We start from the raw sequence: 20016 nt of genomic DNA on the forward strand, positions 1-20016 counted from the left end.
TGAGAACGGCAATGCAGGCGACCCGGCGCCGGATCCTGGGGACGCTCGGCGGCGTCGCCGCCGGCTGCCTCGGTCTGCCGGTCCTCGGGCGGGCGCAGCAAGCGCCGGCATCGACTAGGGCGATCCCTTCTTCCGGCGAACAGGTCCCGGCGGTGGGGCTTGGCAGCTGGATCACCTTCAATGTCGGCGAGGACCCGGTGCTGCGCGACGAGTGCGCCGAGGTGATGGAGGCGTTCTTCCAGGCTGGCGGCCGGATGATCGACTCGTCGCCGATGTACGGCTCCTCGCAGGCAGTGATCGGGTACGGGCTGGAGAAGCTCGGCCGGACCAGCGACGTGTTCGCCGCCGACAAGGTCTGGATCTCCTCAGGGGAGGACGGTCCCCCGCAGATCGAGGAGTCGCGGCAGCACTGGCGCGTGGAAGGGTTCGACCTGATGCAGGTCCACAACCTGCGCAACTGGCAGGACCATCTGGAGACCCTCCAGGCGATGAAGGCGGACGGCCGGCTGCGCTATGTCGGCATCACCACCTCCGAGGGGCGGCGCCATGACGAGTTCGTCCGGGTGATGCAGACCGAGCCGCTCGACTTCGTCCAGGTCACTTACAACGTCCTGGACCGCGAGGTGGAGGAGACCATCCTGCCTTTGGCGCAGGAGCGCGGCATCGCCGTGATCGTGAACCGGCCGTTCCGCCAGGGCGTGCTGATCCGGTCGATCCAGGACCAGCCGCTGCCGGACTGGGCGGGCGAGATCGACTGCGCCAACTGGGCCCAGATCCTGCTCAAGTTCATCGTCTCGCACCCGGCGGTGACCTGCGCCATCCCTGCCACCACTCGGGTCGACCATGTGCTGGAGAACATGGGCGCCGCCCGGGGACGGCTGCCGGACGCGGACCTGCGCCGGCGGATGGTGGCGCATGTCGAGGCAATGTGATGGAAGGTGGGGCCTCCTACCGCCTGGAAGACTTCCTGCTGTTCTCGTCGCGGACCTACTTCCGCCTGGTGACGATCCATCACGAGGCGATCTGGCCGGCGCAGGTCCTGGCGGTGCTGGCCGGAGCCGTGATCGTCGCCCTGATGTGGCGGTGGCGCTGGCCCTGGGCGGTGCCGGTGCTGCTGGCGATCGCCTGGGCATGGGTGGCATGGAGCTGGTTTCACCTTCGCTATGCGACCATCAACTGGGCCGCCGACCATGGCGCGCTGGCGTTCGGTGCGGAGGCGCTGCTGCTCCTGGTGCTGGCAGCCACGGGCAGCTGGAGCGGAGCGGCGGGATGGCCACGCCGGGCCGGGATCGGCCTGGTGCTGGCCGCGCTGCTGGCGGCGCCGCTGGCAGCACCGCTGGCCGGCCGCGACTGGGCGCAGATCGATCTGTTCGGGGCGACGCCGGATGCGACGGCGATGGTGACCCTTGGAACTCTCGTCGCCGCGCGGGGGCGCTGGCGCTGGCTCGCCATGCCGATCCCTCTCCTGTGGTGCGCCGCCGCGGGGGCGACGCTGGCAGCCATGGAAGCGCCCGATGCCTGGGTGGCGCCGGGATTCGCTATGTTGGCGCTGCTTCTTGCCATCGCCGCAGCATGGCGGACCGAGCCGGCCGGCGCCGCGCTGCGGCACCTGGGTGTGGGGGACTGATGGGTTTGGTCCCCGGCGGATGCGTATCCTGCTATGAACCCTGGCGTTGGTCTCTGGGATGTCGAGGATGGTGATGACCGAGGAAGCCGAGCGGCCGGCAGTGGCCGAAGCCCGCAATGAGCCGGCTGCCGGCATCCTGAAGCCGGGGCGCAATTGCTGGCGCATCGCGAAGGCGTCCAGAGCTTCCCTGCTGCCGGATGCCGCGACCTATTTCGCCAGGCTCGAGCAGGCGTTCCGGCAGGCGGAGCGGTCGATCCTGATCATCGGCTGGGACTTCGACGGCCGGATCCATCTCTGCCCGGAGGATCGGGTCTGCCTGCCGCTCGGGCCGATGCTGCGCGAGCTGGTCGAGACGCGGCCGGACCTGCATGTCCGGATCCTGGTCTGGAGCCTGGCAGTGGTCCACGGGCCCAGCGCCACCACCGAGCTCCTGATCAACCCGGACTGGCAGGAACATCCCCGCATCACGGTGCGGCTGGACCACGAGCATCCGATCTACGCCGCGCACCACCAGAAGATCGTGTGCGTGGACGACCAGGTCGCGTTCGTGGGCGGCATCGACCTGACGGTGAAGCGCTGGGACACCTGGCGGCACAAGGCGGGCGACCACCGGCGCATCGACCCGGACGGCCACGACTACGAGCCGGTTCACGACATGCAGATGATCGTGGAGGGCGACGCGGCGCGGGCGGTGGCGGAGGTGGCGAAGACGCGCTGGAAGCGCGCGCTGGACGAGGAACTGCCGCCGGTGGCGGCTGCGGGCACGCGCTGGCCGGACGGCCTGGTGCCCCATTTCGTCGACACCGACGTCGCGGTTGCCCGGACCCTGCCGGTCTGGCGGACCCACCCGCCCGTCCACGAGATCGGCACGCTGACCCTGGATGCGATCTCGGCCGCCAAGCGCTGCATCTATATCGAGGCGCAGTACTTCGCCAATTTCGAGGTGGCCGAGCGGCTGGCGGAGAGCCTCCAGCGGCCGGACGGGCCGGAGGTGGTCGTCCTGATGAGCCGGGTGCTGCCGGGCAAGTTCGAGCAGTTCATCATGGGCCGCAATCGCGACCGGGTGCTGCGCCGGCTGATGCAGGCCGACCGGTACAAGCGCTTTGGCGGCTACCATACGGTCAGCCCGTCCCCGAAGGGCGACGTGGAGATCCTGATCCACGCCAAGCTGCTGATCGTCGACGACCAGTTCCTCCGGGTGGGCTCGGCCAATCTCAACAACCGCTCGGTCGGGCTCGACACCGAGTGCGACCTGGCGATCGAGGCCTCCACCGACCAGCAGCGCGAGGTCATCGCCCGGCTGCGGCGCGAGTTGCTGGCCGGCCACCTGCATGTCAGCCCGGACGAACTGGCCGAGACCACCAGGCGCCTGGGCTCCACCATCGCGGCGATCCGGGCCCTAGGCAAAGGCGGCACTGGCCTGCACGACTTCACCACGGTGAAGCCCAAGGGGCCGACCGGGCCGGTGTTCGGCACCGGGCTGCTCGACCCGAAGGAGCCGCTGAGCGAGCGGTGGTGGTGGGGCGGCAGGAAGAAGGGCCAGCCGCCGAAGCTGGCGCCCTCCTGAACCGGGGGAAGAGCCTCAGGCCGTGCGGCGGCGGGACGGGTGGCCCCGGGCGCGCAGGGCGATCTCGGTCAGCGCGAACGAGACCCCGCCGATCGCCAGGGGAATGAAGAAATAGATGCAGCGGAACGCGATCAGGCCGCCGATGACCCCGTCGCCGGGCATCAGGTAGAGCACGACGCTCTCGATCACGCCCAGGCCGCCCGGGACATGCGAGATCATCGTGGTGATGTTGGCGATCACGAAGATGGCCGCCACGCCCAGATAGGGCATGTCGCTGACCGCCGAGAGCGCCTGGTGCAGGCAGGCGGCGACCAGGGTGAAGTTCAGGGTGCCGATCACCACCTGGCCGATCGCCAGGCGGAAGCTCGGCATCTGGAACGACCATCTCCACAGATGCAGCGGCCGGCGCACATAGGCGGCGAGCGCCAGGTAGCCGGCGGCCGCGACCAGGCAGGCCGCTCCCAGCGCCATCATCCAGGTCTGGCTGAAGCCGGTGATCCGCTCGCCCAGGTCCGGGCGGACCAGGAGGCCGGCGCCGCCCAGGGTGATCATGCCGATGCCGACCGTGACGCCGCAGAACAGGACGACCTTGGCGACCTCCTCGGTGCTCAGGCCCCAGCGGGAATAGAAGCGGTAGCGGATCATGCCGCTGCTGAAGGCGGCCATGCCGACGGTGTGGCCGATGGAGAGGGCGAGGAACGAGGTCAGCGCCACCTTGCGATAGGGCAGCCGGTGGCCGGCATAGCGGACCGCCATCCAGTCGAAGCCGGTGAGGCAGACATAGCTGGCCGCCGCCGCGGCCGCCGCCCAGAGCAGGTGGGTAGTGGGCACCTCGGCGACCGAGGAGACCAGCTCGTCCCAGGTGAACTTGGAGAAGGTCCGGTAGAGCAGGAAGGACGCCAGGCTCAGCGCCGCGACGGTGACGCCGGCGGTGATCCACCGCTTCCTGGAACTGGTGCCCTGACGGTCGGGCGGGGCCTCCCGGTCGTCCAGCGTGGCTGTCGAAGACTGCATCGGCGCGCCCATCCACCGTAAAGCCGGTCGCACAACGGCCACCGTGCCGTCACGGTCGCCTGTTCCATCAACGGGACAGGGCGTCGATGGCTCCAAGGGCATGTGCGTCCCGCGGCAGGGCGGGGGCGGCGGTGATGCGGAAGTCGACGGCCAGGGGCAGATGGTCGGAAGCGATCCTGGCCAGGGGCGTGCGGATCGTCCGGGCCCGGTCGATGGCGATCGGGCCGGCGTGGAAGACATGGTCCAGGCAGAGCAGGGGGAAGCGGCCGGGGAAGGTCGCCTGGCGGCGGCCCGGCTGCCCGTTCTGCGCCTCGCCCAGGCGCGCGCGCAGCCGCCGGTAGGCGGCGGTCGGCGGCGGGGCGTTGAAGTCGCCGGTCAGGATCACCGGCTCGCGGCAGTCCGGATGGCCCAGCCAGTCCGGGCCCAGCAGGGCGTCGACCTGGGCGACGCGCTCCCGGCCGATCAGGCCCAGATGGGTGTTGAGCACCTGGAGCCGGTGGCCCTCCAGGTCGACCTCCACCCAGAGCGCGCCGCGCGGTTCCAGCAGCGGGCGCGCGGTCAGGCCGGGCAGCGGGCCGGCCTTGACCAGGCGCACCGGCAAGGCGGTCAGGATCGCGTCGCCGTAATGCTCCTCCAGCACCGACACGGCCGGGTGGAAATGCATCTTCATGCCGAGCCGCTGGGCGATCGCATGGGCCTGGTCGATCCCGCCGCTGCGCATCCGGCCGACATCCAGCTCCTGCAGCGCCACGATGTCTGGCTCCAGCGCCGCCAGGACGTCGGCGATCCGCTCCGGCGAGAGCTTGCGGTCGACGCCCAGGCAGCCATGGACGTTGTAGGTGACGATGGACGGCAAGAATTCTGCTCCGCTGCGAAAAGATCCGAGCCCGGCCGGTCAGCTTCCCTTCACCTCGATCCCGGCCAACTGTTCGTAGACCTTCACCACCGCGGAATCGTCCTCGCCGCCGAGACCCGCGGCGGCGGCCGCCAGGAACTGCTGGTGCGCCGAGGCGGCGATCGGGAGCGGAAAGCGCAGGTCGCGGCCGGTGTCCAAAACCAGGCCCAGATCCTTGACGAAGATCTCGACCGCGGAATGCGGGGTGAAGTCGCGCTCCAGCATGTGCGGCACGCGGTTCTCGAACATCCAGGAGCGCCCGGCGGCGTTGCTGATCACCTCGAACAGCTCGCGCGCATCGGCGCCGGCGCGCACGCCCAGCGCCATCGCCTCGGCGGCAGCGGCGATGTGCACCCCAGCCAGGAGCTGGTGCACGGTCTTGACCGTGGAGCCGGTGCCGATCTTGGGGCCCAGGCGGAACACTTTCGCGGCGCAGGCGTCCAGCATCGGCTGGGCCTTGGCGAACGCCGCGTCGCTCCCTGACGCCATGAAGGTCAGCTCGCCGGTGCCGGCCCGGGCGGAGCCCCCGGAGACCGGCGCGTCCAGGTAGAGATGGCCGCCCTGCTCGACCCGCGTGCCAACCCGCTCGGCATCGGCGGTGGGGATGGTGGCGCTGGACACCACCACGGCGCCCTTCGGCAGGGCGGACAGGGCGCCGTTCGTTCCGAACAGCGCGTCCTCCAGCTGCTTCGCGTTCACCACCATGACCAGCAGGATGTCGGCGGCTTCGGCGGCCTCGGCCGGGGAGCCGGCGGCGGTCACGCCGTCGAGGGCGGTGGGGCGGACATCGTAGCCGCGCACCGACAGTCCTGCCTTCGCCGCGGAGCGGGCCATGCCGCCGCCCATGGATCCGAGGCCGATCACGCCTAGCTGCACCGGTGGTTCTCCCTGTGGTCTGCCCCATACCTGCGCCGCGGGCATGGGCGAGACAAGACGGTTGCGCTGTTTGCGCGGCCGGCCCGCCAGGGGCGGGGCGGCGGGCGGTGCTTACGCTTCGCCGAACGCCGCTCTAGGATCGCCGCCCGCTCAACAGGGAGACGATGATGACGGCACTCGCCACGCGCGAGATCGGGACCACCGGCCTGCAGGTGCCGGTGCTTGGGTTCGGGTCCGCACCGCTCGGGGACATCTACGAGAAGATCCCCGAGGACCGGGCGCTGGCCACGGTGCAGGCCGCCTACGACACGGGCTGCCGGCTGATCGACACTGCCCCCCTGTACGGCTACGGCCTGTCCGAGCATCGGGTCGGCCACGTGCTGCGCCAGCAGCCGCGCGACAGCTACGTGCTGTCCACCAAGGTCGGCCGCTGGCTGAAGCCGACCCCGCCCGAGCAGATCGACCGGGGCCAGTGGGTCGGCGGGCTGAACATGCAGCCGGTCTACGACTATTCCTATGACGGCACCTTCCGCGAGGTCGAGCACAGCCTGCAGCGCCTGGGCGTGGAGCGGATCGACATCCTGTTCATCCACGACGTCGACATCTGGACCCATGGCAGCCGGGAAGCCTACGAGGAGCGCTACCGCCAGGCGCTGGAAGGCTCCTACAAGGCGCTGGCCGAGCTGCGCGCGCAGGGCGTGGTCAAGGCGATCGGCATGGGCGTCAACGAGATCGAGCCGTGCCGGCGGCTGGCGACCGACGCCGACCCGGACGTGTTCCTGCTGGCCGGGCGCTACACGCTGCTGGAGCAGGACGGGCTGGACGACCTGATGCCGCTGGCCCGGCAGAAGAAGTTCAGCTTCCTGCTGGGCGGCCCGTTCAATTCCGGCATCCTCGCCACCGGCCCGGTGCCGGGGGCCAAGTACAACTACAAGCCGGCGCCCCCGGAGATCCTGGAGCGGGTGCGGAAGATTGAGACGATCTGCCAGCGCCACGACGTTCCGCTGGCGGCGGCCGCGATCCAGTTCCCGCTGGGCCTGAAGGAGGTCGCCTCGATCATCCCGGGTGCGGTGAAGCCGGAGGAGGTCCAGGCCAACACCCGGCTGATGACCCAGCAGATCCCGGCGGCGCTGTGGGACGAGCTGCGCCACGAGGGCCTGCTGCGCGAGGGCTGCCCGGTCCCCGGCTGACCCGCCCGGGTTCGTTCGTGCAAAAAGCCGGTGCGGGGCGTGCCGAGCATCGCCTCGTCCGGCCTGCGGCGGCCGCCTTTCCCGCGGGGAGGGGCGGCCGCGCCCGGCTTGGGTTCGTTGGTGCCGCATGGCGATGTCCTGGGGCTGTTTCGGCCGGTGCGGGCGGGATCGGGCAGGGTAAGGCCCGGCGCTCGGGTTCGTTTCTGCAAAAAGCCAGTTCTGGGTGTTGCGGGGTGCCGTTTTGGCGGAGGCTGGGCGTGCGGCTGCCTGGAGAGCCGGGGTGATCGCGTCTGGCTCGGGTTCGTTCGTGCAAAACGGTGATGCTTGGGGCTGAGGCGGTCGGACCTGGCCGGATGCAGACGGCTTGCGGCAGGTGCTTCCTCGGTGCTCGGGTTCGTTTGTGCAAAAAGCCAGTTCTGGATGTTGCGGGTGCTGTTTCGGCGGAGGCTGGGCGTGCGGCTGCCTGGAGGGCCGGGTTGATCGCGTTCGGCTCGGGTTCGTCCGTGCAAAACGGTGATGCCTGAGGCTGAAGCGGCCCGTGCAGACCGGGTGCAGATGGGTTGCGGCCGGGCAATGCCCGGTGCTCGGGTTCGTTTGTGTAAAACGCTGGTTCCCGGCGTTGCGGGTGCAGTTCCGGGGAAACCTCGGAACCGGCTGCCTGGAGGGCTAGGGCCGTCGCGTCCGGCTCGGGTTCGTTTGTGCAAGAACGGCGTCATGCAGGATCGGGTGTGCCGGGCAGGGGGCATGCGGCCGGGCTGGTTCGGGCGGTGGCGCGGTGGCGGTTCGGGCGTCGGCGCTGCGGCGCGGGTGGTGGCATCCCGTGCTTCCAGGCCAACCGGAACGGGCATGCCAACCGGCATGGGCAAGTGAACCAGCATGGGGAGAAGGCGTCATGGGGCGGGTCCTCGTCGGGCACCCCTAGCAGATCACGGGCTCATATTCCTATATCGACGTGGAACTCCGCCGTCCGACATGCTTGTTCCATCATTGTCCTGCCGCGATGATGCGGGCATGTGGCCGGGCGATCCCTTTTCCGGAGCCCGTCCATGCGCCCAGCCGTCGTCCTGGCGATCCTGATCCTGTTCCTGGCCCCGGCGCTGGTGCGCCTGGTCCTGGGGCCGCCGGTCCCCGACCATCCGCTGGAGCCGGCGGTCGCGGCCTCCCATCGCTGAGACGGCCACCCGAACCCGGGGCTCTCACAGGCGGTCGCGGCCGATCGGCAGCCAGGAGAAGCCGTCCCGGCCGATCAGCTCGTCGGCGGCGGTGGGGCCGTCGGTGCCGGCGAAGTAATGGTGGATCTCCTGCCGGCCGGACGTCCAGGCGTCCAGCACCGGCTGCACCGCCGCCCAGCCCGCCTCGATGTTGTCGGCGCGCTGAAACAGGGTCGCGTCGCCGACCAGGCAGTCATAGATCAGCGTCTCGTAGCCGGTGGACGGCTCGGCCCGGAAATAATCGCTGTAGCGGAAATCCATGCGCACCTCGGACAGGCGCACCCTGCGGCCGGGCACCTTGGCGGCGAAGCGCATCGAGATGCCCTCGTCCGGCTGGACATGGATCACCAGCATGTTGGGGTCGAGCCCGTCGGTCAGGCTGCGGAACAGGCTGCCCGGCGCCTTCTTGAACTGGATCGCGATCTCGGTCCGCCTGGCCGCCAGCGCCTTGCCGGTGCGGACAAAGAAGGGCACCCCGGACCAGCGCCAGTTGTCGATCGTGTAGCGCAGCGCGACATAGCTCTCGGTGCGGCTGTCGGGCGCCACGTCCGCCTCCTGGCGGTAGGCTGGCACCGAGCGGCCCTGGATCTGGCCGGGCGCATACTGGGCGCGCACCGCCATGGCGGCGGCCAGGTGCGGGTCGGGGCGCTCGATCGCCTCGATCACCTTGGCCTTCTCGCTGCGCACCGGATCGGCGCCGAACGAGTTGGGCGGCTCCATGGCGACCATCGCCAGGAGCTGGAACATGTGGTTCGGCACCATGTCGCGGAGCGCACCGGTGGCGTCGTAGAAATGGCCGCGCGTCTCGACCGTCACCGTCTCCGCCGCGGTGATCTGGACATGATCGATGAACTCGCGGTTCCAGATCGGCTCGAAGATGCCGTTGCCGAAGCGCAGCGCCATGACGTTCTGGACGGTCTCCTTGCCCAGGAAATGGTCGATCCGGAACATCTGGCGCTCCTCCAGCACCTTGAGGATCCGGGCGTTCAGCGCCTTGGCCGAGGCTAGGTCGGAGCCGAACGGCTTCTCCACCACCAGCCGGCGGAACGAGCGCTCGCCCTCGGCCAGGAGACCGGCCGTCCCCAGCTGCTCGGCGATCGGGCCGAAGAAGCGTGCCGCCACGGCCAGGTAGAACACGGCGTTGGACTGGCCATGCGCCTTCTCCCGCTCGGCCAGCAGGGCGCCGACCCGCTCGAACGTGGCCGGATCGGCGAAGTCGCCGGACAGATAGCCGATCCGCCCGCACAGCCAGTTCCAGCTGTCCTGGTCCAGGGGCGCGCCGCCCGCCTCCGCGATCTCGCCGGCGGCCTTGGTCAGGTGCTCGCGGAACCCCGGCTCGTCCGCCTCCACCCGGTCGACCCCGAGAATGGCGAAATCATCGGGGAGCAGGCCCTCGCGGGCCAGGTTGTGCAGGGCCGGCATCAGCAGGCGCTTGGTCAGGTCGCCATAGGCACCGAAGATCACCACGGTCGAGGCCGGGGCCGGTCCCGCATCCGCCGGCATGGTGGTCCGGCTTCCTGGTGCTGCCTTGGTCATCGGAAAAGCCCCCTGCTGTCCAACGGTCGGTGATCGCCCGGGCGCGACCAGGCCGGTCCCGCCCAAACCCGCGCATCCGGTTCTTGCCTGGACATGGAAATGCGGCAGATCATCGGTGGCCTTTTGCCAGCGTGGCGCGCATGGCGACAAGGGGCGGGCAGGGGGCGGCACGATCCCCCGGCGGTCCCGACGGGGAGGAAAAGACCAAGATGACCGATGCCAGCACCATCCTGCCGCCGGGCGCGCCGGGCCTGCCGGCCCGCTGGACCTCCAGCGCGAAGAGCGGGGTCGGCACCGCCATGACCGCCGCCAGCCGGATCTGGTTCACCCTCAGCCACGGCATCCTCAACGAGATCTATTATCCGCGCGTCGACAGCGCCTGCACCCGCGACTTCGGCCTGATCGTCACCGGCCGGGACGGCTATTTCTCCGAGGAGAAGCGCGACGCCGACCATGCGGTCGGCATGATCGAGCAGGGCATCCCCGCCTTCCGCCTGGTCAACACCGCGCTGGACGGCCGCTACCGGATCACCAAGGAGGTGCTGACCGATCCCAGGCGCGAGGCGCTGTTGCAGGAGGTCCGCTTCGAGGCGCTGGAGGGCGGGCCCGGCGACTACCGGCTGTTTGCGCTGCTGGCGCCGCACCTGGTCAATGCCGGGGCCAGCAACAGCGCCTGGACCGGCGCCTACAAGGGCACGCCGATGCTCTACGCCCGCGGCCGCTTCGGCGCGTCGCTGGCGCTGGCCTGCTCGGCGCCCTGGCTGGCCCGCTCGGTGGGCTATGTCGGCACGTCGGACGGCTGGCAGCAGCTGAAGGCGAACGGGCAACTGGACGAGCGCTGGCAGCGCGCCCCGGACGGCAACGTGGCGCTGTGCGGCGAGATCGATCTTGCCGCCACGGGCGGCCGGTTCCTTTTGTCGCTGGGCTTCGGCATCCGCCCGCAGGAGGCCGGCCACCGCGCCCTGGCCAGCCTGCAGGACGGCTTTGCCGCCGCGCGCCGCACCTATGTGCAGGGCTGGCGCGCCTGGCAGGACCGGCTGCTGCCGCTGGACCGCCCGGCCGGGCCCGCCAACCTCAACAGCTACCGGATCAGCACCGCCGTCCTCGCCACCCATCAGCCGATGTCCTTTCCCGGCGCGGTGATCGCCAGCCTGTCGATTCCCTGGGGCTTCAACAAGGGCGACGAGGACCTGGGCGGCTACCACCTGGTCTGGCCGCGCGACCTGGTGGAGATCGCCGGCGGCTTTCTGGCGGCGGGTGCGGTGGACGAGGCCAGGTCGGTGCTTTCCTACCTGATGGCGATCCAGGAGGAGGAGGGCCACTGGTCGCAGAATGTCTGGCTAGACGGCCAGCCCTACTGGACCGGCGTGCAGATGGACGAGTGTGCCTTCCCGATCCTTCTTGCCGACATGCTGCGCCGGGAAGGCTGCCTGGATCACGACGACCTTGCCCGGTTCCTGCCGATGATCGAGCGCGCCGCGGGCTTCGTCGCCCGGCACGGCCCGGTCACCGGCCAGGACCGCTGGGAGGAGGATGGCGGCTATTCGCCCTTCACCCTGGCGGTGGAGATCGCAGCCCTCCTGGCCGCGGCCGACATGATCGAGGCGGCCGGCAAAATGGAGGCCGCTGCCTATCTGCGCGAGACCGCGGATGGCTGGAACGACGAGATCGAGCGCTGGACCTATGCGGCCGGCACCGGGCTGGCCCAAGAGCTTGGCATCGACGGCTATTACGTGCGGATCGCACCAGCCGAGACCGCGGACGCGGCCTCGCCTTTGGACGGGTTCGTGCCGATCAAGAACCGGCCGCCCGGCGACAGCGACCGCCCGGCCAGCCAGATCATCAGCCCGGACGCCCTGGCCCTGGTCCGCTTCGGCCTGCGCGCGCCGGATGACCCGCGCATCCTGTCGACGATCCGGGCGATCGACGCGGTGCTGCAGGCCGACCTGCCCCAGGGCCGGCTCTGGTACCGCTACACCGACGACGGCTATGGCGAGCAGGCGGACGGCGGGCCGTTCGACGGCACCGGGGTGGGGCGGCCCTGGCCGCTCCTGGCCGGGGAGCGCGCCCATTACGAGCTGGCCGCCGGCCGGCCGGAGGTCGCCCGCGAGCTGTTGGCCACGGTCGAGGCCTCGGCCAGCGCCGGCGGGCTCCTGCCCGAGCAGGTCTGGGACGGTCCTGACCTGCCGGAGCGCGAACTGTTCCGCGGCCGGCCGTCGGGCAGCGCCATGCCGCTGGTCTGGGCCCATGCCGAGCACATCAAGCTGCTGCGCTCCTTGCGCGACGGCGCCGTGTTCGACATGCCGCCGCAGACGGTGCAGCGCTACCAGCGCGACAAGGTCCGCGCGGCGATGCGGTCCTGGCGCTTCGAGCACAAGCTGCGCAGCCTGCCGGTGGGCAAGATCCTGCGCATCGAGCTGGCCGCCCCGGCTTTGGTCCGCTGGAGCGACGACGACTGGGCGACCGTGCAGGAGGACCCGACCCGGCCGAACCCGTTCGGCATCCACCTGCTCGACCTGCCGCCCATGCCGGGCGGCCACGGCACCCGGATCCGCTTCACCTTCTTCTGGACGGAGGCCCAGCGCTGGGAGGGGCAGGACTTCCTGGTGGAGCTGGACGGCGACGAACTGCTGACCGGCGTGATGGTGGGGTGAGCGGGCCGGGACGGCGGGCGTCGCGGTCGGGGCTCCGGCTCCGACGGCCGGGTCGTTCGCGCAGCTGTCAAACGGTCGCGGACCCTCCGCATGCGTGGTTGCAGGCCGGGAACGAGGCCGGGGTCAGGCCGCCTCGGCCGCCTTCAGGCCGGCCAGGTGGCGCGTCAGCCCGGCCGCGGTGGCGATCCGGCTCAGCGCCACGGCCTGGCCGGCCCAGAGATTGGTGAAGTCGGCCGAGCCGCGTTGCTCCGCCCATTGCCGCAGCGGGAGAAGGGCCGCTCCGGCGGTCGGGAAGGCGGGGGCGAGGCCGGACATCGGCCCAAGCTCGCGCATCAGCCGGTTGGTGATGCCGCGCGCCGGCCGGCCGGTGAACAGGTTGGTGAGCGCGGTCTCGTCGCCCGCCGCCGCCAGCAGCGCTTCCCGGTAGAGCGGCGAGACACTGGCCTCGCGGGTGAAGAGATAGGCGGTGCCGACCTGCACCGCGGCGGCGCCCAGGGCCATGGCGGCCGCGACACCGCGCGGATCGGCGATGCCGCCGGCCGCGATCACCGGCACCTTCACCGCATCCACGATCTGCGGCACCAGCGCGATGGTGCCGACCTGCCCGGACATGTCCCCGGTCAGGAAATTGCCGCGGTGGCCGCCCGCCTCGGCCCCCATGGCGATCACGGCGTCGACGCCGCGCCCGGCCAGCCACAGCGCCTCGCCGACCGTGGTGGCGGACGACAGGATCCGGGCGCCGGTGCGCCGCACCCGGTCCAGCAGCCGGGGTTCCGGAAGCCCGAAATGGAAGCTGACCACCGGCGGGCGGAACGCCTCCACCACCTCGCAGAACGCGTCGTCGAACGGCGCGCGTCCCGCTCCCCCTGGCGGCGCCACATCGTCGAGGCCGGCCTCGCGGTAGTAGGGGGCCAGAAGCTCGCGCCAGCGCGCCTGGGCTGCCGGGTCCTCGCCGGGCGGGCGGTGGCAGAAGAAGTTGACGTTGATCGGCCGTGCCGTGCGCTGGCGGATCCCGGCCAGCGCCTCGCTGAGCTGCGCCGGCGCATATTGCGCGCTCGGCAGCGAGCCCAGGCCGCCGGCCTCGCTCACCGCCACCACCATGTCGGGGGTGGTCGCCCCGGCCATCGGCGCCTGGATGACCGGCAGCTCGATGCCGAACAGGTCGAGGATGCGGCGGTCCTGGTCGGGGGTCATGGCGGGGGCCTTTCCTGGTCGTTCGGGGGCGGATGGGGGAGCTCCGGTCCTGTCCTGGACCGCCCGCGCCGGGCACGGGCGGAAAGCCGCACAACGGGGTGGGGGCCATCACGGGAGTTGGGGCCATCAGGTGCGTCTCGATCATCCCGCTCGTGGCGGAGCCGCCGAAGGTGCCGCTCTGGAAGATGGCATGGAAGGCGCCGCTGCCCAAGACGGCGCGGGTGCTGCGCCGGGACCCGCGGGATCGAGCGGCATCCCTTCTTGCGGCGGGCCATGGTCCGCACCGGGAAGGGAAAGGCGTCAGCGCCCGGCCTGGGATTTCAGCCGGACGAAGGCCTGGCGCAGGCGCGGGGTGGCGAAGTCGACGAAGGCGCGCACCTTGGGCGTCGAGAGCCGGCGCTCGGGCGTGATCAGGTGCACCGGCAGGGGCGGCGGCTCGTCGTCCTGCAGCACGATCTCCAGTTCGCCGGCACGCCTCTTTTCGGCGACCTGATAGCAGAACAGCCGGGTCACCCCGCGCCCTTCCGCCGCCGAGGCGATCGCGGCACGGACGCTGTTCACCACCAGACGCGGGGTGAACGACACGGTCCTGGGAAGGGTGGATTCGCCCAGCGGGGGAAAGCTCCAGCTGTCGAGGCCAAAATGGGTCATCGCCACGATCTGCTGCCGGGCGAGGTCGGGCGGCGTCTCGATCGGGGGATGCGCGGCCAGATAGCCGGGTGCTGCCACCACCACCCGGCGGACCTCGCCCAGGCGCAGGGCGACCATCGACGAATCGGGCAGATGCGCGATGCGCAGGGCGACGTCGATGCCTTCGTCGATCAGGTTGACCGGCCGGTCGAGCAGGTGCAGCCGCGCCGACACCATCGGGAAGGCAGCCAAAAAATCGTCGACGATCGGGCGCAGCACGTCCTCGCCGCTGACCGTCGGTGCGGTGACCACCAGCGTGCCGCGCGGCGCCGAGCGCTCGCCGGCGGCGAGCATGTCGGCTTCCTCGAGATCGGTGAGCACCCGCCGGCAGGCGGCGGCATAGCGCTCGCCCGCCTCGCTGAGCTTCAGGGAGCGGGTGGTGCGGTGCAGGAGCTGCACGCCGACATGGTTCTCCAGGAAGTCCATGGCCCGGCTGACGGCGGCCGGGGAGCGGCCGAGCCGCCGGCCCGCGCCTGCCAGGCTGCCTTCGTCCAGCGCGGCGACGAACAGCTTCATCGCGTCGATCCGGTCCATGGATTGTTCCGATCCGCGGAAGAGTGAATACCCAGGATCGCGCATTCCGCCGAAAGCGGCAATGGAGGAGGGTGATTTGCGGGGAACGCACCCAATCACCTTCCCTTCGGGAGAGCATCCATGGCTGCCTCAGCCGCCATCGCCCTGCGCCAAGCCTCGGTCGGGCCGGTCAACGTCTTCTACCGCGAGGCCGGCGATCCCAGGAACCCGACGCTGCTGCTGCTGCACGGCTTCCCCAGCTCGTCGCACATGTTCCGCGACCTGATCCCGCTGCTGGCGGAGCGATACCATCTGGTCGCCCCGGACCTTCCCGGCTTCGGCTTCACCACCGCCCCGCCGCGCGGCGAATTCACCTACAGCTTCGACCAGCTGGCCAGGGTGATCGAGCAGTTCACCGACGTGATCGGCCTGGAGCGCTACGCCCTCTATGTCTTCGACTATGGCGCACCGGTCGGCTTCCGCCTGGCCATGGCGCGGCCCGGGCGGGTGCTGGCGATCATCTCGCAGAACGGCAATGCCTACGAGGAAGGCCTGGGCGAGGACTGGGCCCCCATCCGCCGCTACTGGCAGGAGCCGACCCGGGAGAACCGCGACGCGATCCGCTTCATCCTGACGCTGGAGGGGACGAAGTGGCAGTATGTGCACGGCGAGCGGGACGAAAGCCGGGTCGCCCCGGAAGCCTACTGGCTGGACCATGCGCTGCTCAGCCGCCCGGGCAACGACGAGATCCAGCTGGACCTGTTCGGCGACTACGCGACCAACGTCGCCCTGTATCCCCGCTTCCAGGCCTATTTCGCGGAGCACCAGCCGCCGTTCCTGGCGGTGTGGGGCCGGCACGACCCGTTCTTCCTGCCGCCTGGCGCCGAGGCCTACAAGCGCGACAACCCGAACGCGGAGGTCCACCTGCTCGACGCCGGGCATTTCGCCCTGGAGACCCATGCGGAGGAGATCGCCGTTTTCATCCGGCGCTTTCTGGGCCGCCTGCCCGGCTGACCCGGCCCGTTCGTCCCGCTGCGGCCGGGCAGGTCAGGTCCGGCCGGGGCCCTCGGCGCGGGACAGCTCGTCGCAGCAGCGCTTGAGGATGTCGATCAGGGTCAGGTCGGCCGGGCCCAGCGACATGCCTTCCCGCTTCCACAGCCCGGCATGGCGCACCGCCGCGGTGCCGGGCGCCATGATCGGCCGGATGAAGTCCGGGCAGTAGGCGCGCAGATGCGCCATGGCGTGGTAGCTCAGATAGTCCGAGCCGCGCATCAGGTTGAACTTCAGGTGGATGCTCTCGGTCTCGACCGAGGGGACCGGGTCGGACAGGCCCAGCGAGCGGAGCAGAAGGCGCAGCCGGCCGACCATGTTGCCCTGCTGCGGCGGCAGGATCCACGGATAGTCCAGGAGCTGCGCCGGGGAGATTTCGGCGCAGCGGTGCAGCGGGTGGCCGACATCGGCGATCACCCGGTACTCGTCGACCATCAGGTTCTCCCAGACCAGACCCGGCTCCGAGCGCAGGGCGGGGGGATGGTCGGCCGAGAGCATGAAGGCCAGCCGGCGGCTTTTCAGAAGCTCGCGCAGATGGTCGTCCGCGCCGCTCATCACCTTGATCAGCACGTCCGGGCGCAGGCGGCGCATCTCGGCGATGGCGCCGGGCAGCACCGCGTCCTGCCAGAACGGGCCGGCGGCGATGGTGATCAGGCCGGTGATGCCCCGGCGCAGCGAGCGCATCCGCCCCATGGCGTCGTGGAAGGCCTGGTCCAGGTCCTGGGCGTCCTTCAGGAACGCGCTGCCATAGGCGTTCAGCCGGACCCCGTAGGCATGGCGGTCGAACAGGCGCACGCCCACCGAATCCTCGATCCGGCGGATCGCCTTGGTCAAAGCCGGCTGGGTGATGCCCAGGCGGCGCGCCGCCATCTGCAGGCTGCCATGCTCGGCGACGGCCAGGAAATACTTGAGATGCCGGAAGTCCAAGGCGCCGCCCTATGCCTGTTGGTTATCACGGTACCCTAGGATTCGTGTTGCAGGGGGACCCGTTTGGGTCAAGCTTCCTGGAGCAAGACGACCAGAAACAAACAATCAGGGTAGGGAGGTCTGTCATGTCCGAGCTGCATCGGCGCATGTTCCTTGGAGGTGTCGCGGCCGGGACCTTGGCCGCGGTCACCGCTCCGACATTCTCGGCGCGCGCGCAATCATCGGCGCCCGCGGATGCCAGCGAGATCGACCTGGAGAAGGCCAAGGCCGAGGGGCCGCTGACTTTCTATACCAGCCTGGACACCAAGATCGTCGACGAGGTCATCAAGACCTTCAAGGAGATGCACGGCATCGACGTCACCTATTTCCGCGGCGGCTCGGCCGACGTGACCTCCAAGGTTTTGGCCGAGGCGGATGCCGGACGGCTGCAGGCCGACCTGGTGGACTGCTCCGACCTTGCCGCCGTGCTGGTGATGAAGGATCGCGGCCTGCTGCGGCCGTTCAAGTCGGAGGCCGCCGACAAGGTGCGCGCCGACCTGCGCGACCCGGACGGCACCTGGATCGCCGACCGGCTGACCCAGGCCTGCATCCAGTACAACGCGAACGAATTCGGCGACAATCCGCCCAAGACCTGGCAGGCGCTGACCGAGGAGCCCTATGCCAGCCGGCTGACCTTCTTCAGCAGCGCGAATGGCGACGGCGCGCCCAGGCTCTACACCCTGGCGCAGGCGTTCGGCTGGGAGCTGCTGGAGCAGCTGGCCGCGGCCGACCCGCTGCGGGTGCAGTCGCCCCAGGTGATCAACCAGCTGATCGAGAGCGGCGAGCGCGGCGTGGCGTTCTGCACCAACGACAACATCGCCTGGCGCTCCAAGATCCAGGGCAAGCCCACCGACTATGTCTACCCGAGCGAGGGCGTGCCGACCGAGCCGGGCGCGCTCGGTCTGTTCGAGGGCTCGGCCAAGCCGCATGCCGCGGCCCTGTTCTACGAGTACTGGATGAGCAAGGAGGGCCAGGAACTGATGGCCCAGGCGGGTGGCAAGTATTCCAGCCGCTCCGACGCCGCCCCGCCCGAGGGCGCGCCGCCGCTTTCCGACCTCAACCTGCTGACCATCGACTATCGCGACTACGCCAAGCAGCGGCAGGACATCCTGCAGCGCATGGCCGACACGTTCGGCGGCGAGTGGGGCGTCTGAACGGCCGGGCCGGCTGCCGCCCGCAGCCGGCCCGGCGCGTTTCCGGCGCCTGAGGAACACAGCCGAAGCCCGTTGAGGGATTGGCGGGCGGCATGCCGCCCGCCGGGCCCTGGCCGCGCGCCCGCGCGATCCGGCCCGTCGTCGTCGAGGAACTCCTAAGACCATGGTCGAGCGACCCTTGCCCCTGCGGCGCGAGCCGCGCCTGAACGCCATGACGGTCGTGCTCGGCCTGGCCGTGGCGGTGCTCCTGGTGATCGTCGTCTATCCGCTGCTCTGGCTCCTGCTGGCGGCGTTCGGCCTGCCGAACGAGTTCGGCCTCAGCCATTTCGTGCGGGCCTATGCCCGCTCGCAGAACGTGCAGCCGCTGGTCAACACGATCATCCTGGCCATCGGCGCCGGGTTCTTCAGCGTGGTGCTGGGAGTGCCGCTGGCCTGGGCCACCGCCTGCACCGACATGCCGCTGCGCAAGACGGTGCGGGCCTGCGTGGCGCTGTCCTACATCACGCCGCCCTATCTCACCGCACTGGCCTTCATCATCCTGATGGGGCCGGACGCCGGCTACCTGAACCGGCTGGTGCGCCTGGTGATCGACGTGCCGAGCGGCCCGTTCAACGTGTTCGGCATGACCGGGATCATCCTGGTGATCAGCCTGCACGTGTTCGCCTTCACCTATTTCCTGACCGAGGCCGCGCTGAAATCGGTGGACGCCTCGCTGGAGGAGGCGGCGCAGATGCTGGGCGCGCGCCGCTGGACCACGGTGGTCCGCATCAACCTGCCGCTGGTCGCACCCGCCATCACCGGCGGCGCGTTGCTGGCGGCGGTGGAATCGCTGGCGCTGTTCGGGCCGCAATCCTTTCTCGGCACGCCGGCGCAGATCAGCTTCCTGCCGACCCGGATCTACGGCGTGATCAGCAGCTACCCGCCGCGCTGGGGCGAGGCGGCCGCCCTGTCGCTGATCCTGATCCTTTTGACCTGCATCGGCTTGCTGATCCAGCGCAGCTACCTGCAGCGGCGCTCCTACGTCACCATCGGCGGCAAGGGCGGGCGGCAGCGCCCGGCCAGGCTGGGGGCCTGGAAATGGCCGCTGCTGGGCTTGTGCCTGCTGATCGTGTTCTTCAGCGCGATCGCGCCGGTGGGCGTGCTGGTGCTGGCCTCGTTCAGCGACAGCTGGGTGGCGCCGCTGAGTTCCGCCAACTTCACGCTCCGCCACTTCCAGTCCGCATTGCTGGAGGACCAGATGGCGGTGCGCGGCATCTGGAACAGCTTCCGGCTGGCCACCGCGGCCGGGCTGATCGCGGTCGTGATCGGCGCCGCCATCGCCTATATCGACCTGCGCACCCGGGTCACCGGCCGCAGGCTCCTGGACTACCTGGCCCTGCTGCCGCTGGGCCTGCCCGGCACGGTGATGGCGATCGGCCTGCTCTTGGCCTTCATCCGCCCGCCTTTGGTGCTCTACGGGACGATCTGGATCCTGCTGGTCGCCTATGTGGCGAGGTTCATTCCGCTGGCGACCCGCAGCGTCAACAGCTCGCTGCGCCAGCTGGAGCCCTCCCTGGAGGAGGCCGCGCGGATCACCGGCGCCACCTGGATGCAGTCGATCCGGCTGATCCTCCTGCCGCTGGTCCGCCCAGGCCTGGTGGTGGCGTTCCTGCTGGTGTTCATCCCGGCGTTCGCCGAGCTCAGCGCCACCGTCCTGCTCTACTCCAGCGGCACCGAGACGATCTCCATCGCGATCTTCCGCCTGAACGATCTCGGCCAGCTCGAGGTGGTGTCGGCCCTGTCGGTGTTCACCATCGCGGTCGTGCTGATCGTGAGCCTCGGCCTGAACTGGTACTCCGCGCGGCTGCCCAAGCGCCGCCAGGCGCTGCCCAAGGACTGA

16 protein-coding genes are annotated in these 20016 nt (G+C 70.3%); 9 read left to right on the plus strand and 7 right to left on the minus strand.

Annotated elements, in window-relative coordinates; genetic code table 11:
• Window positions 1-11 precede the first annotated feature (11 nt).
• The 3 genes from GEMRO_RS0114610 (at window position 12) to GEMRO_RS29830 (ending at window position 3194) form a co-directional block, all read left to right on the plus strand.
• Window positions 12-932 carry an aldo/keto reductase gene (locus tag GEMRO_RS0114610; RefSeq protein WP_027134580.1) on the plus strand — a complete coding sequence of 307 codons (921 nt, stop codon included), beginning with the start codon at window positions 12-14 and terminating at the stop codon, window positions 930-932.
• Window positions 932-1627, plus strand: coding sequence for a DUF6064 family protein (locus tag GEMRO_RS29825; protein ID WP_035485359.1), 696 nt, complete (start codon window positions 932-934; stop codon window positions 1625-1627). Before GEMRO_RS0114610 ends, GEMRO_RS29825 begins: the two co-directional genes overlap by 1 nt.
• A 73-nt stretch (window positions 1628-1700) precedes the next feature.
• Window positions 1701-3194, plus strand: coding sequence for a phospholipase D-like domain-containing protein (locus GEMRO_RS29830; protein ID WP_084507799.1), 1494 nt, complete (start codon window positions 1701-1703; stop codon window positions 3192-3194).
• Between the two features lie 15 nt (window positions 3195-3209).
• Here GEMRO_RS29830 and GEMRO_RS0114625 read toward each other — a convergent pair whose 3' ends face one another.
• The 3 genes from GEMRO_RS0114625 to ltnD form a co-directional block, all read right to left on the minus strand.
• Entirely contained in the window at window positions 3210-4208 is a 999-nt protein-coding gene (locus GEMRO_RS0114625) for a lysylphosphatidylglycerol synthase domain-containing protein (protein ID WP_084506993.1), read from the minus strand.
• 67 nt (window positions 4209-4275) lie between these two features.
• Complete coding sequence (locus GEMRO_RS34260; RefSeq protein WP_027134582.1) at window positions 4276-5064, minus strand: endonuclease/exonuclease/phosphatase family protein; 789 nt, start codon at window positions 5062-5064, stop codon at window positions 4276-4278.
• Between the two features lie 39 nt (window positions 5065-5103).
• Window positions 5104-6024, minus strand: a complete 921-nt coding sequence (gene ltnD / locus GEMRO_RS34265) for an L-threonate dehydrogenase (RefSeq protein ID WP_051329087.1) — start codon at window positions 6022-6024, stop codon at window positions 5104-5106.
• A 122-nt stretch (window positions 6025-6146) separates the two neighbouring features.
• On the opposite strand from ltnD, the gene GEMRO_RS0114640 reads away from it, so the two are divergent.
• Both GEMRO_RS0114640 and GEMRO_RS35670 read left to right on the plus strand, forming a co-directional pair.
• Window positions 6147-7169, plus strand: a complete 1023-nt coding sequence (locus tag GEMRO_RS0114640; RefSeq protein ID WP_027134584.1) for an aldo/keto reductase — start codon at window positions 6147-6149, stop codon at window positions 7167-7169.
• A 1046-nt stretch (window positions 7170-8215) separates the two neighbouring features.
• On the plus strand, window positions 8216-8341 hold the full coding sequence (locus GEMRO_RS35670) for a hypothetical protein (protein WP_276202832.1): 126 nt from the start codon (window positions 8216-8218) through the stop codon (window positions 8339-8341).
• Window positions 8342-8365: 24 nt separating this feature from the next.
• Here GEMRO_RS35670 and zwf read toward each other — a convergent pair whose 3' ends face one another.
• Complete coding sequence (gene zwf / locus GEMRO_RS0114650) at window positions 8366-9883, minus strand: glucose-6-phosphate dehydrogenase (RefSeq protein ID WP_205624980.1); 1518 nt, start codon at window positions 9881-9883, stop codon at window positions 8366-8368.
• Between the two features lie 242 nt (window positions 9884-10125).
• Here zwf and GEMRO_RS29835 point away from each other — a divergent pair, with 242 nt between their 5' ends.
• Window positions 10126-12570, plus strand: coding sequence for a glucan 1,4-alpha-glucosidase (locus GEMRO_RS29835; RefSeq protein WP_035485361.1), 2445 nt, complete (start codon window positions 10126-10128; stop codon window positions 12568-12570).
• 123 nt (window positions 12571-12693) lie between these two features.
• On the opposite strand, the gene GEMRO_RS0114660 is transcribed toward GEMRO_RS29835, so the two are convergent.
• Both GEMRO_RS0114660 and GEMRO_RS0114665 read right to left on the minus strand, forming a co-directional pair.
• Window positions 12694-13764 carry an NAD(P)H-dependent flavin oxidoreductase gene (locus GEMRO_RS0114660; protein ID WP_027134586.1) on the minus strand — a complete coding sequence of 357 codons (1071 nt, stop codon included), beginning with the start codon at window positions 13762-13764 and terminating at the stop codon, window positions 12694-12696.
• Window positions 13765-14064: 300 nt separating this feature from the next.
• Window positions 14065-14988 carry a LysR family transcriptional regulator gene (locus tag GEMRO_RS0114665; RefSeq protein WP_027134587.1) on the minus strand — a complete coding sequence of 308 codons (924 nt, stop codon included), beginning with the start codon at window positions 14986-14988 and terminating at the stop codon, window positions 14065-14067.
• Window positions 14989-15108: 120 nt separating this feature from the next.
• Between GEMRO_RS0114665 and GEMRO_RS0114670 the strand changes: the two genes are divergently transcribed.
• On the plus strand, window positions 15109-15981 hold the full coding sequence (locus GEMRO_RS0114670) for an alpha/beta fold hydrolase (protein ID WP_051329088.1): 873 nt from the start codon (window positions 15109-15111) through the stop codon (window positions 15979-15981).
• Window positions 15982-16014: 33 nt separating this feature from the next.
• On the opposite strand, the gene GEMRO_RS0114675 is transcribed toward GEMRO_RS0114670, so the two are convergent.
• Complete coding sequence (locus GEMRO_RS0114675) at window positions 16015-16944, minus strand: LysR family transcriptional regulator (protein ID WP_027134589.1); 930 nt, start codon at window positions 16942-16944, stop codon at window positions 16015-16017.
• 125 nt (window positions 16945-17069) lie between these two features.
• Between GEMRO_RS0114675 and GEMRO_RS0114680 the strand changes: the two genes are divergently transcribed.
• Both GEMRO_RS0114680 and GEMRO_RS0114685 read left to right on the plus strand, forming a co-directional pair.
• The gene (locus GEMRO_RS0114680; RefSeq protein WP_027134590.1) at window positions 17070-18137 is read left to right on the plus strand and encodes an ABC transporter substrate-binding protein; all 1068 of its coding nucleotides are present in this window, start codon (window positions 17070-17072) and stop codon (window positions 18135-18137) included.
• A gap of 163 nt (window positions 18138-18300) precedes the next feature.
• Window positions 18301-20016 (plus strand): ABC transporter permease, encoded by a 1716-nt coding sequence (locus GEMRO_RS0114685; protein WP_084506997.1) that lies wholly within the window; start codon window positions 18301-18303, stop codon window positions 20014-20016.

Source organism: Geminicoccus roseus DSM 18922 (genome assembly GCF_000427665.1).
GTDB lineage: Bacteria > Pseudomonadota > Alphaproteobacteria > Geminicoccales > Geminicoccaceae > Geminicoccus > Geminicoccus roseus.